The organism is Streptomyces sp. NPDC047453 (assembly GCF_040643155.1).
Lineage (GTDB): Bacteria > Actinomycetota > Actinomycetes > Streptomycetales > Streptomycetaceae > Streptomyces.
Map to the genome: position 1 here is coordinate 51346 of NZ_JBEYTS010000018.1, position 15693 is coordinate 67038.

At 74.1% G+C, this 15693-nt stretch carries 14 protein-coding genes and 1 tRNA gene; 6 read left to right on the plus strand and 9 right to left on the minus strand.

Features of this window, described 5'->3' with window-relative positions; translation table 11 throughout:
- Positions 1 to 284 precede the first annotated feature (284 nt).
- Positions 285 to 1604: a M6 family metalloprotease domain-containing protein gene (locus tag ABZ818_RS18295; RefSeq protein ID WP_361415437.1), complete on the plus strand. Its 1320-nt coding sequence runs from the start codon at positions 285 to 287 to the stop codon at positions 1602 to 1604.
- Positions 1605 to 1675: 71 nt separating this feature from the next.
- Here ABZ818_RS18295 and ABZ818_RS18300 read toward each other — a convergent pair.
- From ABZ818_RS18300 to ABZ818_RS18330, 7 genes are all read right to left on the minus strand, one after another.
- Positions 1676 to 1749, minus strand: a tRNA-Lys gene (locus ABZ818_RS18300).
- Entirely contained in the window at positions 1740 to 2378 is a 639-nt protein-coding gene (locus ABZ818_RS18305; protein WP_361415439.1) for a bifunctional DNA primase/polymerase, read from the minus strand. The genes ABZ818_RS18300 and ABZ818_RS18305 overlap by 10 nt, the downstream gene beginning before the upstream one ends.
- Positions 2379 to 2508: 130 nt before the next feature.
- Positions 2509 to 2883 (minus strand): hypothetical protein, encoded by a 375-nt coding sequence (locus ABZ818_RS18310; protein WP_361415441.1) that lies wholly within the window; start codon positions 2881 to 2883, stop codon positions 2509 to 2511.
- 295 nt (positions 2884 to 3178) lie between these two features.
- A complete protein-coding gene (locus ABZ818_RS18315; protein ID WP_361415443.1) occupies positions 3179 to 4555 on the minus strand; it encodes an AAA domain-containing protein in 1377 nt (458 codons plus the stop codon).
- A complete protein-coding gene (locus ABZ818_RS18320) occupies positions 4552 to 6156 on the minus strand; it encodes a hypothetical protein (RefSeq protein ID WP_361415445.1) in 1605 nt (534 codons plus the stop codon). The genes ABZ818_RS18315 and ABZ818_RS18320 overlap by 4 nt, the downstream gene beginning before the upstream one ends.
- On the minus strand, positions 6147 to 7289 hold the full coding sequence (locus ABZ818_RS18325; RefSeq protein ID WP_361415569.1) for a hypothetical protein: 1143 nt from the start codon (positions 7287 to 7289) through the stop codon (positions 6147 to 6149). Before ABZ818_RS18325 ends, ABZ818_RS18320 begins: the two co-directional genes overlap by 10 nt.
- The gene (locus ABZ818_RS18330) at positions 7231 to 8229 is read right to left on the minus strand and encodes a phosphatase PAP2 family protein (protein ID WP_361415447.1); all 999 of its coding nucleotides are present in this window, start codon (positions 8227 to 8229) and stop codon (positions 7231 to 7233) included. Before ABZ818_RS18330 ends, ABZ818_RS18325 begins: the two co-directional genes overlap by 59 nt.
- A gap of 200 nt (positions 8230 to 8429) precedes the next feature.
- On the opposite strand from ABZ818_RS18330, the gene ABZ818_RS18335 reads away from it, so the two are divergent.
- Positions 8430 to 9023 (plus strand): histidine phosphatase family protein, encoded by a 594-nt coding sequence (locus ABZ818_RS18335; protein ID WP_361415449.1) that lies wholly within the window; start codon positions 8430 to 8432, stop codon positions 9021 to 9023.
- A 676-nt stretch (positions 9024 to 9699) separates the two neighbouring features.
- Here the strand turns inward: ABZ818_RS18335 and ABZ818_RS18340 are convergent.
- A complete protein-coding gene (locus tag ABZ818_RS18340) occupies positions 9700 to 11142 on the minus strand; it encodes a hypothetical protein (RefSeq protein WP_361415451.1) in 1443 nt (480 codons plus the stop codon).
- A gap of 339 nt (positions 11143 to 11481) precedes the next feature.
- On the opposite strand from ABZ818_RS18340, the gene ABZ818_RS18345 reads away from it, so the two are divergent.
- Positions 11482 to 11862, plus strand: coding sequence for a hypothetical protein (locus ABZ818_RS18345; protein WP_361415453.1), 381 nt, complete (start codon positions 11482 to 11484; stop codon positions 11860 to 11862).
- 85 nt (positions 11863 to 11947) lie between these two features.
- Positions 11948 to 12814, plus strand: a complete 867-nt coding sequence (locus ABZ818_RS18350) for a fused MFS/spermidine synthase (protein ID WP_361415455.1) — start codon at positions 11948 to 11950, stop codon at positions 12812 to 12814.
- 64 nt (positions 12815 to 12878) lie between these two features.
- On the opposite strand, the gene ABZ818_RS18355 is transcribed toward ABZ818_RS18350, so the two are convergent.
- Positions 12879 to 13409 carry a hypothetical protein gene (locus ABZ818_RS18355; RefSeq protein WP_361415457.1) on the minus strand — a complete coding sequence of 177 codons (531 nt, stop codon included), beginning with the start codon at positions 13407 to 13409 and terminating at the stop codon, positions 12879 to 12881.
- 139 nt (positions 13410 to 13548) lie between these two features.
- Here ABZ818_RS18355 and ABZ818_RS18360 point away from each other — a divergent pair, with 139 nt between their 5' ends.
- Positions 13549 to 14253, plus strand: coding sequence for a response regulator transcription factor (locus ABZ818_RS18360; protein WP_361415459.1), 705 nt, complete (start codon positions 13549 to 13551; stop codon positions 14251 to 14253).
- Positions 14250 to 15653, plus strand: a complete 1404-nt coding sequence (locus ABZ818_RS18365; protein ID WP_361415461.1) for a HAMP domain-containing sensor histidine kinase — start codon at positions 14250 to 14252, stop codon at positions 15651 to 15653. The genes ABZ818_RS18360 and ABZ818_RS18365 overlap by 4 nt, the downstream gene beginning before the upstream one ends.
- The last annotated feature ends 40 nt before the right edge of the window (positions 15654 to 15693 follow it).

Consider the following 15693-nt stretch of genomic DNA (forward strand, 5'->3'; position numbering starts at 1 on the left):
TCATAGATGCCGTCCGCGAACCCCTTCCAGCCACTCGCCGGTCCCACGCGGCGACCGGCTGTTCGCCGGGATCGTTTCCGATCACACCTGGACCGGTTCCTTATATGGCTGACCACTTGTGACGTTCCGTGAGCGGTTCGGGGATGTCGTGTCCCCGGACCCGCGCCGGACCGTCCTGTCGTGAACGCGCGTCCCTCACCCTTCCGGTGCAGACAAACAGGGCGTACCCCTACAAAATCCCACAGGCTGGGTGCGGTGTCCCGCGAACCGTCCCGGAGGTCCTCGTGCCGTGTCAGCTGCCCCTGAAGGCGCTCGGCCATGACGTCCTCAGAGCGCTGAACCATGCCGGGGTGCGCCCCCGGCTGCGCAGCACCGCGGCCGTGTTCACCACCATGTCGGCGGTCGCCGCCACCTCGATCCTGGGCGGGCCGTCGGTCGCCGAGCCGTTCTCCACCGCGCCCTGCGCCCTCCAGCGCACGGACGCCCACCACTCGGAGGGGCTGGACACCTGGAACCCCTCCTACGCGCGGCCGACCGGGACGCTGAACGCCGTCATGGTGTTCCTGTCCTTCCCGGACTCCACCCCGCGCACCACCCCGGCCGAACTCGCCGCCGACCACTTCCCGGCCACCAGCCGGTACTACGAACAGGCGTCGTACGGCAGGTTCACCCTGCGCCCCCACCCGCTGCGGCACTGGCTCCGGATGCCGCGCCCGTCCACCGCGTACGCCATGCACCGGGACTGGAACGCCCGGGACCGCACCGCGTATCTGCGCGACGCGCTCGCCGCGGCCGACCCCGAGGTCGACTTCTCGCGCTACGACGTCGTCTACTTCGTCGCCGACCCGGACGCGCCCGGTGTCGACTCGGACGCGACGAAGGTCGTCAATCTGGACACCCCGCTGCGGGCCGACGGCAAGGAGATCCGGAGGGTGGTGACCGTCTTCGAACGGCACCCGCCGGACCGGCTGGTGCTCGCCCACGAGTCCGGGCACGTCTTCGACCTGCCCGACCTGTACCACCGGCCCGCGGACGGCAAGGGCGACTGGGACACCTACGTCGGGGACTGGGATCTGATGGGCAGCCAGTTCGGCCTCTCACCCGACCTGTTCGCCTGGCACAAGTGGAAGCTCGGGTGGCTGGACCGCCGTCAGGTGACCTGTGTGCGAGCGGAGCCGACCCGGCTGACCCTGGAACCGGTGGAGGTGGGCCCGGCGGGTGCGGGGTCGTCGGCGACGGCCACCGCCGGGTCGCCGTTGTTCGGGCTCGGCGGCGGAACGAAGCTGGTGGTGGTGCGCACCGGGAGCGACAGCGTGCTGGCCATCGAGGCGCGGGCGTCGGTCGGCAACGACGTGACCGGGTGCCGGCAGGGGGTGCTGGTGTACCGGGTGCGCGGCGGGGCGGAGTCCGGCGGCGGCCCGATCGAGGTGATCGACGCCCATCCGCACACCGCGGCCTGCGAGGAGACCTCGGTCCAGCCCGCGCTCGCCGACGCCCCGATCGACGTGGGGGAGAGCTTCACCGTGCCGGGCGACGGGGTCCGGGTGGAGGTGGAGAACCGCACGGCGTCCGGCGCGTACACCGTCAAGATCACCACGGTCTGACGCCCGCCGCTCACAAACAGCGACGGCGAGACCGGTTCGCTCTCCGCGACCCTGTCTCGCCATCGTCATCGTGCGCCGCCAGGGACTCGAACCCCGGACCCGCTGATTAAGAGTCAGCTGCTCTAACCAACTGAGCTAGCGGCGCCTGCTGACGTCGTAGACCTTAGCATCCTGGCCGCTGGGAGGAAAAATCGATATCCGCACCGCCGCACGGGCCGCCCGCACGGCCGCCCAGAGCATGATCTCCGGGCCCGGCAGCCAGGGACGGCGAGTGTCCGGGGCGACGAGCCAGCGGGAGGCCGGCCGTGCGAGGAGGGTGTCGTCGGACAGGGCCGGGAGAGTGACCGCGTCGCCGTTGCCGTGGCACAGCAGGGGCGGAATGCCCTCCTTGCGGCCGGCCTCCCGGCCCCGGGACCCCCACTCCTCCCACTCCAGCAGCGAGGGCAGCCGGTGTGCGGTGCCCGGCGCGGCGAAGAGCAGCATCCGGCCCCGGTGGACGGCCACCGGGCCCGACCCCGGGCCCTCGTCCCACAGCCGGTCCAGCATCCGGCGGCCGAAGATCGCGGGCACGTTCACCATGTCGAAGACGGTGCCGCAAGGCAGTACGAGCGGTGCGTCCGGCCGCTCCCGCCAGAGAGCGAGCGTGCTGCGGGGATACGCGCCCGCCGAGGCCAGCCAGGCGGCGCCGTCCGCGGTGACGCCCGAGGCGTCGGAGCGGTGGCCTGCCCACTGGTCGAGGTGGTCGACGGAGGGTTCGTTGCCTGTGCGGCTCATGGCGGATATATCTACCCGCTGTGAACGGGCGATTCCACAGGGTTGTGGGAAACCGGGACACGGACAGGCGGGTCGGAGTATCTTGCGCGCTCGGCATATGCCAGAGCCGGGGAAGCGCGAGGCGCGGGGGTCAGACGGGGTCGGCCGGGTTGGCGTGCACGCCGCCCTCGGCTCCGCTCAGCAGATCCCGCCCGAACTCCACCATCCTCTTGGCGTAGTCCTCGGTCCAGTCGGCCCGCTCGGCGATGACCGCCGGGGTCAGCCGGTCGAACCGCCGCGGATCGGCGAGCTGCGCCGCCGCGATCGCCTGGAACTCCACCGCCCGGTCGGCCGCCGCGCGGAACGCGAGCGTCAGCTCCGTCGCCCGCGCGAGCAGCGCCCGCGGATCGTCGATCGACTCCAGGTCGAAGAAGTGCTCGGGATCGGCGGCCGCCTCGGCCGGCTCGAAGAGCAGGGGCGCGGGGCGTAGCCGCGGTTCGTCACGACGCGGCGTTGGCTCCGCCATGTCTCGACCTCCTCGTACGGTTCGGATGACACCGCCCTGTGAAAGGGCCACCCTCCATTGTCTCCCGCGAACGCAAGAGGGCGGGGGCAGCCGCCCCGGCCCGCCCGTCAAATCGTCAGCACCGCCGAGCCACCCGGGTTGCCGTGCCTGGAACGCCGGTCACGGTCGCCAGGCCACTCGGTGTTCGCGCAGGTGGGCCAGCACGGCGTGGTTCGCCTCCCAGCCATCAGGGCTGTGTTCGTCTGCCGCCTCCGGCGGCGTGCCGGGCTCCGTCCGGTGGAAGGCCGTGTGCCGGTCACGGTCGCCAGGCCACTCGGTGTTCGCGCAGGTGGGCCAGCACCGCGTGATTCGCCTCCCAGCCATCAGGGAACTTCACCGTCACGCCCAGTTGGACCGGCTCCGTCGACGGGTGGTCGTCCAGGAGGTCGGTCACCCCCGCGCGGCAGACCACGACGCAGGCGTGCCGGTGGCGGGAGGCGAGGACGCACAGGCGGCCGGTCTCCAGGTGGAACGCGGTGGCGTCGGGGCGCCCGGAGAGCGGGTGCAGGACGACCGTGACGTCGAACTCACGACCCTGGAGGCGGTTCGCCGTGTCCGCGGTGACATCCGTCACGCCCAGCTCCGCCAGCGCCGCGCGCACGGCGGCCGCCTGGTCGCGGTGCGCCGTGCCGACGGCGATCCGGTCGGCGGTCAGCGGCGCCGGGTCCGGCGACCGCTCCGAGACGGCCGCACCACCCCGCTCCAGCAGCCGCCGTACGACCGCCGCCACCGCCCGCACCGCCTCCGGATCGGTACGCGGAGTGTGCCGCGCGGGCAGCTCCAGCAGGCCCCAGCCGGACTCGGCGGCCTCGTCGAGCACCCGGTCGGGGCCGGAGCCGTCCGAGGGGACCGCGAACGTCAGCCGCCGGTCCCCGGCCGACGTGCCGCTGCGGAACGGCGTGTACGGGTAGAACGCGTCGGAGACCAGCGGCGCCGCCGACGCCGGAAGCCGCCAGGACACGGGCAACCGGTGCTGGGGCAGCTGCGGGTTGTGGGCCAGCAGCGTCGTCACCGCGGACGCCGACGGGTCGTAGGACAGGCCCGCCCACTGCTCGCTGCCGACGATCGCGAACGGATCCAGCTGACCCGGATCGCCCACGAACAACGCCCGCTCGAACAGCCCGGCCACCGCGAGCAGGGCGTCCGAGCGCATCTGGTACGCCTCGTCGACGATCGCGTGCCGCCACGGCTCGTCGACCTTCACATGCGCCCACTTCGCGGCGGTCGACAGGACCACGTCGAGTCCGGCGAGGTCGGCCGCCTTCGCCGACTTCCGTACGTTCGGCAGGCCGTCGAGCGCCTTGTCGTACGGGTCGGCGTCACTGCTGTGCAGCCGGCCCACGGGCAGTTCGGGGTTCTTCTCCGCCAGCCGCAGTACCAGGTCGTCGACCTGGGCGTTGGTCTGCGCGACCACCATCAGCGGCCGTCCGGCGGCGGCCAGCTCCAGCGCCGCGCGCACGACCAGCGTCGACTTCCCTGCGCCGGGCGGGGAGTCGACGACGACCCCGCGGTGCGAGCCGTGCAGGGTGTCGCGGAGGATCGCGTCGGTCGCGCGGGCGGCCGCCGCCCCCGGGTCGAAGGGAGCCCGGAGGCCGCCGGGGCCGATCGCGGGGTCCTGGGCGGGGGCGGTCACAGAAGGTCCTCCTCGGTCACCGGGTCCGGAGCCTCCGGCGTGCTCTCCTCGCCCGGCGGGCCGCCGTGCGTCCATGGGGTCTGCTCCGGGTCGGGCAGCTTCGCGCCGCCGCGTTGCTCGTGCTCGAAGAGCGTGAAGCACACGCGGTCGCCCTTCTCCGGCACGGAACCGGGCGCGGGTTCCTTGCCGCGGCCCATCCTGTCCAGGATCCGCAGGACGACGAGCGTCCCCTCGGCGGTGTCCTCCTCACAGGCGACGAACTCGGCCGACTGCGGCTTGCCGTCCAGCGACCGGTACGCCCTGGCCCGCTCGCCCAGGTGCGGGCGGTCGTCGGTGCGCAGGGTGACCAGCGGGCGCGGACTGGGCCGCTTGCCCTCGCTGTAGGCCGGGACGACGTCCGTGACCTCGCCCGCGAACGCCTCTCCGGCCAGCCGCCGCCCCGCCATGACCAGCGGGTCGTCCAGTGCCTCCTGGGCCTCCAGACGGGCCTGCTCCCGTTCGCGCGTGGCCAGCTTGCTGGCCGCGGTCACCGCGTCGTCGCGGCGCGGCTGCGGCGGTTCGCCGGCCCGCACCCGGTCGCGGTGGCCGGTGAACGACCAGCGGTCGCGCGTCCAGCGCTCCTCGACGTGCGCGCCCTCGGGCAGCGCCCGCAGCAGGTCCAGGCCGCGCCAGACGTTGTCCCAGGTGGGGCGGGCGCACTTCTCGACCAGGTCGCGGATCCCCTGCTCGGCCGCGGTGACGGCGCCCAGCCGCTCGTCGGCCTCCAGGCCGTCCTCGGCGGCGGCGAGCGCGGCACGCGCGCGGTCATAGCGCTCGATCGCGGGAGCCAGCAGCCTGTTGTCGAAGGCCGGGTCGGTGGCGGGGCCCGCGGGCGGGCACTCCAACTGGCCGTCGGCGGTGCGCGCCAGCTCGGCCCGCAGCGCGGCCTCGGCGCCCGACACGCCGTCCGGCGGGACGATCCACGCCAGCAGCGCCCCCAGGTGCTGGTCCTCCAGGCTGGACTGGCCGGTCGTCCAGTGCTGGGCCAGCAGGTCGGTCATCGACGGCAGCAGCGAGGAGCCGGGCACCCGGGCGCGCTCCCCGAAGTGGGTCAGCCACCGCCCGAGCAACGGCACGTGCGGCGGCGCCGGGTGCGGTGTCTCCGGGTCCTGCTCGGCGGTGCGGCGGAAGCGCATGGAGCGTCCGAGCAGCCGTACGAAGTCGATGCCCGCGCGGCTCGGCACGATCAGCTGGGGCGCGTCCGCGCACAGCTCCACCTCGACCTTGACCCGCTTGCCGCTCTCCGGGTCCGTCTCGTTGCGCTCGGCGGCCTCGACGGCGTCGGCGTAGGAGTCGATGTACGGCAGGACCACGTCGGCCAGTTCGGCGAGGAACGCGAACCGCAGGTCGCGGTCGCGCGGCTGCGGCACGGCCAGCAGCCGCGGTGCGTCACGGTCCGTGCCGACCAGCGCGCCGAGCGGGGCGCCCGCCTCACCGGCGGTGGTGAGCGGCACGAACACCAGCGGCCGCTCGGACACATGCCGGTGCCGGACGGTCGCGGCGGGCTGGGCCCGACCGGTCCGCACCGCCTCCAGACGGCCCAGGGTGGCGATCAGCGACACGCCGCCTCCCGCCCGGCCGGCTCCAGGGCCTCGGCCCGCAGCGCGGCGGCCTGGCGCAGCGCCGCCACCGCCGGGTCGTCCGGGTCGCCCGCCTCGCCGTGGGCGGCCGCCAGCACGTCCTCGACGGTCGACAGCCCGCCCAGGTCGGCGCGGATCGAGCGGCCCAGTGCGGTCACCGCGCCCTGCGCGTGGGACCGCCTACGGCAGTGGAAGGCCAGCTCGCACGTGGCCAGGCACTCGGGCGCGTACGTCGCCGGGACCGCCTCCACCGCGGCCGTCAGCTCCTCCGAGGACAGCTCGGGGGAGAAGCACACGCCCTCGGGCAGGGCGTCGGCGATGTCCTCGACACGGGTCAGCCGGGTCAGCTGGCGGGCGGTCACCGCGCGCTGCTTGCGGACGTCGACGGCGGACGCGGTGGGCAGGTTGGAGAAGTCCTTGGGGCACACCAGGAGCACCCGGTGCCGCACGCGCGGGACGGGGTCGAGGCGCGCGGCGACGTCCTCCAGCGCCAGCACGTACACCGCCGACTGCCGGGCGGCCGCGCCCACCTTCGCCGGGTCGGCGGAGCCGTCCAGCATCGGGAAGGACTTGATCTCCACCACCGTCCAGCTGCCGTCCGGGTGCACCACCACCGCGTCCGGCTCCAGGTAGGCGGGCGAGCCCGCCACCTCCAGGGAGAGCATCGGATGGTCGAGGAGCGTCCAGGCGCCCGCCTGCGTGGCCTCGCGCAGCGCCAGCGCCGTACGCGCCGTACGCCCCTCGGGGCCGACGGCGCTCAGGTCGGGCACCCGGCCCTCCCGCGGCGGTTCGGCGCCCGGGTCCAGCCTGGTGTGCGCAAGCCTCAGCAGCTCGGCGCCGCCGTCCGCCTTGACCCGCGCCTCGAACGCGTTGCCTCGCATGAAGGCGAACTGCGACTGCCCGAACACGGCGGGCGCGCCCAGCGCTTCCGCGAGCGCGGCCTTGTCCACGCCCGCGCCGTCCAGGATCGCGCGCCGTCCGCAGCCGGGGTTCGCGGCCAGCGCGGCCAGGGCCCGGGCGTCGAGCGCGCGGGCCGGTACGCCGGGCCCGCGCAGCTCAGCGAGCCTTCCCCAGGCTCTCGACTTCGCTCGGGCGGGGGAGACCCCAGGCTGGATCGCCGTCTCCCGCGTCCTCGGGGACGGCACCCGGTTCGGCTCCGGGACCGAACCGTGTTTCGCGCTGCCGTGGAATTCGCTCACCCGCCGAAGTCTGGCATCCGCCACTGACAAGCGGGGAACCTGCGGCACCGGAGTCCCCTGTGACGGCCGTGGCGCCGGGCGTCAGCAGTGCCTTGGCGCGGTCCGCGCCCCGCATCACGAACGGCGCGAGCAGCATCCCGACGCCCATGACGGCCACGCCCGCGACCGCGTCCAGGAGGTAGTGGTTGGCGGTCCCCATCACGACCAGCGCGGTCAGCAGCGGATAGGCGACGCCCGCGACCTTCGCCGTGCGCGTGCCGCCGTGGCGCCACAGGATCACTCCGCACCACAGGGCCCAGCCCACGTGCAGGCTCGGCATGGCCGCGTACTGGTTGGTCATGCCACCCAGGCCGCGCGGTGCGCTGGCCTCGCCGCCCCACCAGCCGTACGAGCTGTACTGGGCCATCGTGTCCACGAACCCGTGGTCCGGGGAGAGCAGGCGGGGCGGGCAGGTGGGCAGCAGGGTGAAGCCGATCAGTCCTATGAACGTGGACGTCATCAGCCAGGTGCGGGCCGCCCGGTAGTGCGTGGTGCGCGCCCTGAACAGCCACACCAGGAGCACGGGGGTCACCAGGTAGTGCAGCGACGCGTACCAGAAGTCGGCGGGGATGCCCAGCCACGGCTCACGGGTGAACAGACGGTTGAGGGGGTGCTCCGCGTTGAGGCGGACCAGCTTCTCGACGCGCAGGATCGCCAGGCCGTGGTCGACGGCCGTGGAGACATCGCCGCGGGCCAGCAGCCGGCCCGCCGAGTAGCAGCCGTACACCAGCAGGATCAGCGGCAGCTCGGTCCACCAGCGCAGCCGGGTGCGCCGGGCCGTCTCGGTGCGCCGTGCCGGTGCCTCGGTCTGCGGCATCCGATGCCCCTCCCCCTTCGTCGCTGCGCTGCCCGGCGGTGCCCGCACGGTCGTGCCACTTTACGGTGTTCGACCCGGCCACCTCGGGGTGCCCCCGGCCCTGATAGACGCACGGACCGGCCCCCGGGTTGCCCTTTGGCAGCGTGCGCGATGATGGAGGGATTCCGTCCGAAAATCTGAGTTTTTCCGGAAGGTTCTCCATGGCACCGCGCATCCTGTTGGCCCGGCACGGACAGACCGAGTGGTCGCTGTCCGGCAGGCACACCGGCAGGACCGACGTTCCCCTCCTGGAGGAGGGCCGGCGCGGCGCCAAGTTGCTCGGGGAGCGGCTCCAGCGGGCGCCGTTCGACGGCCTGCCCGGAGTCGAGGTCCGCACCAGCCCGCTGGCACGCGCGCGTGAGACGTGCGAGCTCGCCGGGTTCGGCGACCGCGCCATGTGCTGGGACACGCTGATGGAGTGGGACTACGGCGCGTACGAGGGCCTGACGCCGCAGGAGATCCAGGCCGAGCGGCCCGGCTGGCTGATCTGGCGCGACGGTGTCCCGCGCGGGGAGACGCTCGCCGGGGTGACCTCCCGTGCCGACGAGGTGGTGGCCTGGGCGCGTGGCGAGGACCGTGACGTGCTGGTCTTCGCACACGGGCACATCCTGCGCTCGATCGGCGCGCGGTGGCTCGGCCTGCCACTCGGCTTCGCGGCACACATCCGCCTCAACCCCACGTCGCTGTCGGTACTGGGCTGGGCATACGGAGAGCCGGCCCTCGAAAACTGGAACGACGTGGGCCACCTCTCGTGACCCGCGGCGCCCCCTGTCGCCGCGGGCGGTAGGGGGTGAGCGAGGCTCTCGCCCGAAGGGCCCAGGGAGGCACCCCACGGTGCGACTGGACGCATCCATCCCCACGGCCCGGCTACCGCGCACGGGGTTCTTGCCCGGAGGGCCGTGGGAGGGATCGCGCGGCACGGGCGGTTGCACCCGCCCCCACGGGCGCGGCGCCGGGCACCCGACTGGCCCGCGCGCGGGGATCTCGCCCGAAGCGGCGGGAGGGATCGCGCGGTGCGGGTGGTCGCACTCGCCTCCGCGGCGCCGGTCGCCCGGCCGGTCTTTGGGGCGAGGCCTTCGTCTGAAGGGCCGTGGGAGGGATCGCGCGGCGAGGCTGGACGCACCCGCTCTCACGGCGTGGCGCCGGGCGCCCGGCGATTCGCGCGCGGGGCTTTTGCCCGAAGGGCTGTGGGAGCGACTGCGCGGTGCGACTGGTCGCCCCTCCCCGCGGTGCGATGTTGGTCGCCCGGCTGACCCGCGGCGTGGGGCTCTTGCCCGGAGGGCCGTGGGAGGGAACGCGCGGCGAGGCTGAATGCCGCCCCCACGGGCGGGGTGCCGGTCGTCCGGCTGGTCCATGGGGCGGGGCTTTCGCCCGAGGGGGCCGTGGGCGGTACCCCGCAGCGTGGCTGGGCGAACCCGCCCCCATGGCGCGTCACACCAACCGAGGTGCGCTCGTGTGTCTCTCCAGGAAAACGGACACCCCCCTCGCCTGGCGGTGGGGCAGCAGTACCCGCGCCGTTCCCGCCAGCATCGTCTGGATGCGGGACGACTGGACCTGGTCCAGCAGGTCCAGGACCCGCATTCCGGCGGCGGCCGCCTCGTCCGGCCGACCCCCGCGCGCGAGGTCGTCGGACAGCTCGGCCGTGTAGAGCGCGATGTTCCGCGTGAAGTGGGGATCCTGGAGCTGCGCGGCACGCCGCGCGTGCCGGGCCGCCCGCGGCCAGTCGCCCAGCGTGGACCAGCACTGCGCCTCGAGCCCCGCCAGCTCGGCCTCGCCGTAGAAGCTCATCCACTCGGGGTCGGCGTCCGAGGCGCCCCGTTCGTACAGGGCCTGCGCCCGCGCGAGCGCCCGCTCGCAGCCGGCGCGGTCGGCGAGCCCGGCCCAGCCGCCCGCCTCGCGCAGCGCGAGCAGCGACATCAGCCGCGCCGAGCCCAGCCCGCGGCCGACGCGCTGCGCGGCCTGCGCGGCCCGCACCGCCTCGCGGGGCCGTCCCGCGTCCCGCGCGAGGAACGCCGTGTTGCAGAAGGCGTGTGCCTCCAGGGCCGGGTCCCCGGTCATGCGCGCGGTGGCCAGTGCCTCGGCGTAGTGCGAGCGCGCGTCGTCGAAACGCCCGGAGTCGTGGGCCAGCCAGCCCACCGAGATGGCCAGTTCACCGGCGCCCGAGTGCAGCCGCTCCGCGGTGGTCTGCCGGGTCGCGCCGGCGTCGAGCAGCGCGTAGGCGGCGCGCAGCGGAGCGGCCGCGCGGCGGTAGAGACCGTCCGCTCCGTGCCGGTCGTCGAGCAACCGGATCCGGCGGACGGCCTCTTCGACGGCCCCGGCGTCGCTCGTGCCGGCCCGGCGCGGGGGGCGATCCGCGGCCGAGGCGTCGAAGGCGGGTCCCAGGGGGCCCAGCGAGGCGGCGGCCACCGTGGCGCCCCCGCGGGTCATGAATGCGCGACGCAGCACGTCGCTCTCCTCGTGGTTCTCGTGGTCTTCGTGCGGGTGGTACGGGTGGTACGGGTCGTGCAGGTCGTGCGGATCCGGCGCATCGGTGGAGTGGTACGGGTCGTACGCCTCCCGTTCCTCGTGCGGCGCGCGCGAGGCGCGTCCCCGAACGGCCGACCGGGGTGCGAACCCCAGGTCGGTCAGCGTGCGGCCGGGGAACATGTGCAAGAACACACGTTCATAGGCGTAGTTGGGGCATCGGATCTCACCCGCCTCCACCCGGCCGATGTAGCGCGCGTCACAGCTGACCCGCTCTCCGATCTCGTGGGCGGCCCGCCGTACCGCCGCGGCGAACTCGGCCGGCGAGCGCTGTCCGCGCAGTTGCCGGAAGGCGAGATTCGGCCGTGGCGGGCGGGGGGACTGAGACGAGGTCACCGTCGACGACGTCATGGCCGGGCCCTCTCGTGCGAACCGTCGAACCATGCCGGACGCAGGGGAAGTTGCCTGAGTCATCTGGTCGGCGGATGACCCGTCGCCCGAGTCGTCCCGGTCGTGCGGACGACGCCCTGTTTCCGGCGAGCAAGAAAGTACCTGGTGTGTCCGCCCGGACACGCTGCGTTTGGCTACAAACCGGATATCTCATCCGTGATCTGCCATGAAGTGCCACCCTTCCCGGCGGACTTCGCCCGTAGCCGTTGACGTTCTGCCGCGTTGAACCCCGTGGACCGGGAGCCGCCAGGCTCTCGACCCGCTCGTTCACGAGGAGGGATTTTCGTGATGGAGGCCGGGATGGAAACCCCGCGGAGTGTCGATCCCCTTACGCAGGCCCCGTGCGACGTGGTCACGGTGCCGGCCCGGCAGGGGCTGGAGGCGGTCGACATCCTGCGCCGCGGGCCGGGGGACGCGGTGGGGCCCGTACTGCACGACGACGGCGGCGACACGCTCGGCTTCGTGGTGCCGGCGGGCACCGCCGCGGCCTGGGACGTGCCCGGGAGCACCTGCACCGGGACCGACGGACGGGGCCTGAGGCTGGTCCCGGAGCCGCCGGCGGAGGGTTCGGACTGGCTGGTCCCGCCCGACGAGGCCGACCTCGCGACGGACCCCGCGGTACTGAGGCGGGCGCTGGGGGAGGCGGCCCGGATGATCGAGGCCGCGGACAGCTGCTGCTGACGTCGGCGCCCCGCCCGCCGGAACGTTCGCCCATGGCTCCCGCCACCTGTGGGTGGCGCACCGCGCCGCTTGCGACAATGGGCGAATGGGAAGGTCCAGGAGCCCCCGCGGGCGAGGAGCCGTCGAAGCCGTCACCGAACAGGTCGACGGCGGGCTCGCGCAGCTCATACCCGACCGGGAGCGGGCACGGGGCTGGACCCTGCTGATCGACGGCGCTCCGCAGTCCTACGTCGACCTCGACGACCCGGCGTACCTCTCCTTCGAGTACCAGCGGCGGCTCGGGCACGTGATCGACCTCGCCGCCCCCGCCGGCCGGCCCGTCCACGCCGTGCACCTCGGCGGAGGGGCGTTCACCCTCGCCCGGTACGTCGCCGCCACCCGGCCCCGTTCCACCCAGCAGGTGGTCGAACGCGACGCGGCCCTCGTCCAACTGGTCCGCCGTGAGCTGCCGTTGGATTCCGGAGCCCGCCTTCGGGTGCGGTCGGTGGACGCCCGCGAAGGCCTCGCCAAAGTGCCGGACGGCTGGGCCGACCTGGTCATCGCGGACGTGTTCAGCGGTGCCCGCACCCCCGCCCACCTCACGTCGACGGAGTTCCTCGACGGGGTGCGCAGGGCGCTGAGGCCGGGCGGTGTCTACGCCGCCAACCTCGCCGACGGTCCGCCGCTGACCCATCTGCGCGGCCAGATCGCCACCGCCGCCGCCCGGTTCACCCAACTCGCGTTGGTAGCCGACCCGACCGTGCTGCGCGGCCGGCGTTTCGGCAACGCCGTGCTGGTGGCCTCCGACCTTCCGCTGCCGGTCGCCGAACTGACCCGCAGGGCCGCCACCGATCCGCACCCGGGCCGCGTCGAACACGGCCGCGCCCTCACCGACTTCACCGGCGGGGCCGTACCCGTCACCGACGCCGCGGCGGTCGCCTCACCGGCCCCGCCGCCGTCCGCCTTCCGCTGAACCGGCCGGACCGGCGGAACCGGACGTACCGGCCTGCCGAGCGGGCCGAACCGGGCGTACTCCCCTAGTAGCTGCCGATCTCCACGTGCGGCGGCCCGTCGTGCCAGGCGCAGATGACCGACACCCGGTCGGCGTCCGAGGTGAACTCCACGCGGATCCACGTCTCCGTCTTCCACACCTGCATCGACCAGCCCGTGCCCGGAGTCGCGGAGACCAGGTTCGCCGAGACCTCGCCGAGGTCGAAGACCACCCGGCCGCCGTCGGTGTCGTAGCTCCTCACCTGGCCGGAGGCGGTGGGGGTGGGGGTGGGAGTGCTCGCGGGACGCGCCGGCCGGGAGGGACTCGGAGTCACCGTCCGCCCGCCGGACGGCTTGCTCGGACCGGCCGAAGCGCTCCTGGACGCGGTCGGTTGAGGGGTGGGGGTAGCGGCCGGTGCCGACTCCTGCCTGGTCGCCTCTACCGCGGTGATCGGCAGGGCGCGCGGCGGATCGTAGGCCGTGCCCGCCATCACCGTGTGGACGCCCCACCACGACAGGGTGGCCGCCGCGCCCGTGGCGAGCGACCACGCCAGCAGGTGTACGAGTCCTCTGAGCATCGCCGCCATCCTGCCGCACCCGTCCCCATGGTGTCGCAGGAACGCGATCGGGGTGAGGTTGTCCACAAGCGGCGGGGGCTCTGCCGGAGTTGTCCACAGGCCCCTGCCGGGCCCGCCCCCATGGCGTACGGTGCGGCGCATGGCAAGTGTTCTCGTGGTCGAGGACGACCCGTTCGTGCGCTCGGCGCTCATCCGGCACCTGACCGACGCCTCGCACACCGTGCGCAGCGTCGGTAGGGCGCTGGAGGCGCTGCGCGAGGTCGCCCACCTCCGCTTCGACGTGGTCGTGCTGGACCTCGGACTGCCCGACCTGGACGGCTCCGAGGCGCTGAAGATGCTGCGCGGCATCACCGACGTGCCCGTCATCATCGCCACCGCCCGGGACGACGAGGCGGAGATCGTCCGGCTGCTCAACGCCGGGGCGGACGACTACCTGACCAAGCCGTTCTCCGTCGAGCACCTGTCCGCGCGCATGGCCGCCGTACTGCGCCGCGCCCGCTCCGCCACCGGGGAGCACCCGCCGTCCCCCGTGCTCCGGGTCGGCGGACTGACCGTCGAACCGCTGCGCCGCCAGGCTGAGTTGGACGGGGTGCGGCTGGACCTGACCCGCCGTGAGTTCGACCTGCTCGCCTTCCTCGCCGGGCGGCCGGGAGTGGTCGTGGCGCGCAAGGAACTGCTGGCCGAGGTATGGCGGCAGTCCTACGGCGACGACCAGACGATAGACGTCCATCTGTCCTGGCTGCGGCGGAAGTTGGGCGAGACGGCCGCCCGGCCCCGCTATCTGCACACCCTGCGGGGCGTCGGCGTGAAGCTGGAGCCGCCCGGAGCGGAGCCGCCGCCATGAGATGGGCACTGGTCAAGGTCTGCCTCGCGGTCACCACGATGGTCGTGATCGCCTTCGCCGTCCCGCTCGCCCTGGTCATCAAGGAGATGGCCAGGGACCGCGCCTTCTCCAACGCCGAGCGCCAGGCCGCGGCGGTCGCCCCCGCCCTGTCCATCACCACCGAGCGGGAGCAGTTGGAACGGGTCGTCGCCTCGGCCGGCTCCAACGCCCGGATGGCCGTGCACGTACCGGCCGTCGACGGCGCGGCGGCCGTCGAGATCGGCCGCGCCCGGGCCACCGGCGAGGACATCGCGACCGTGCGGGCAATGGGCCGCGCCTCCACCGCCGAGGTGCCCGGCGGGTCCACGCTGCTGCAGCCGGTCGCGCTGAGTTCCGGCGCCATAGCCGTCGTCGAGGTCTACGTCCCCGAGTCCGAGGTACGCAACGGCGTGGGCACGGCCTGGGCGGTGCTGGCCGGTGTGGGCGCGGCGCTCGTCGTCGGCTCGGTCGCCGTCGCCGACCGGCTCGGCGTGCGGATGGTGCGGCCCGCGCAGCGGCTGGTCGAGGGCGCGCACGAACTGGGCGAGGGCAGGCTGGGCGCCCGGGTGCCCGAGGAGGGACCGACCGAACTGCGGCTCGCGGCGGTCGCGTTCAACTCCATGGCCGACCAGGTCGTCCAACTGCTGGCGAACGAGCGCGAACTGGCGGCCGACCTGTCCCACCGGCTGCGCACGCCGCTGACCGTGCTGCGGCTGAACGCGGCCTCGCTCGGAGCCGGACCCGCCGCCGAGCAGACCCGGACGGCGGTCGCCCAGCTGGAGCGCGAGGTCGACACGATCATCCGCACCGCCCGCGAGGCCAAGCCGCAGACGGCGGCCGCCGGTCCTGGCGCCGGGTGCGACGCGGCCGAAGTCGTCCGGGAGCGGATGGAGTTCTGGTCGGCGCTCGCCGAGGACGAGGGCCGCAAGTGGCGGGTGGCCGGGGTCGAGCGGCCGGTGCGCATCCCCGTGGCCCGCGCCGACCTCGCGGCCGCGCTGGACGCCCTGCTCGGCAACGTATTCCGGCACACCGCCGAGGGCACGGCGTTCGCGGTCGACGTGCACAACGGCGACGACGCGGTGATCGTGCTCGTCTCCGACGCCGGACCCGGCATACCCGACCCGGACGCGGCGATGCTGCGCGGGCGCGGATCGGGGAACGACGGCTCCACGGGGCTCGGCCTGGACATCGTGCGCCGGCTCGCGGAGTCCACCGGCGGGGACGTCCGCATCGGCTCCTCCGTGCTCGGCGGCACCGAGGTGCGGATCTGGATCCAGCTCGACCCGCGCTCCCCGGTGCGCTCGGGCCACCGGGGAGCGGTGCGCCGCCGCCGGCCGGGCAGATCCGCCGCGCGCCTCATCCGTCCACGGTCCCTTCCCTGAACGCCCTTGTCGCGGGCGGGAAAGCACCCCGGCCGGTTCA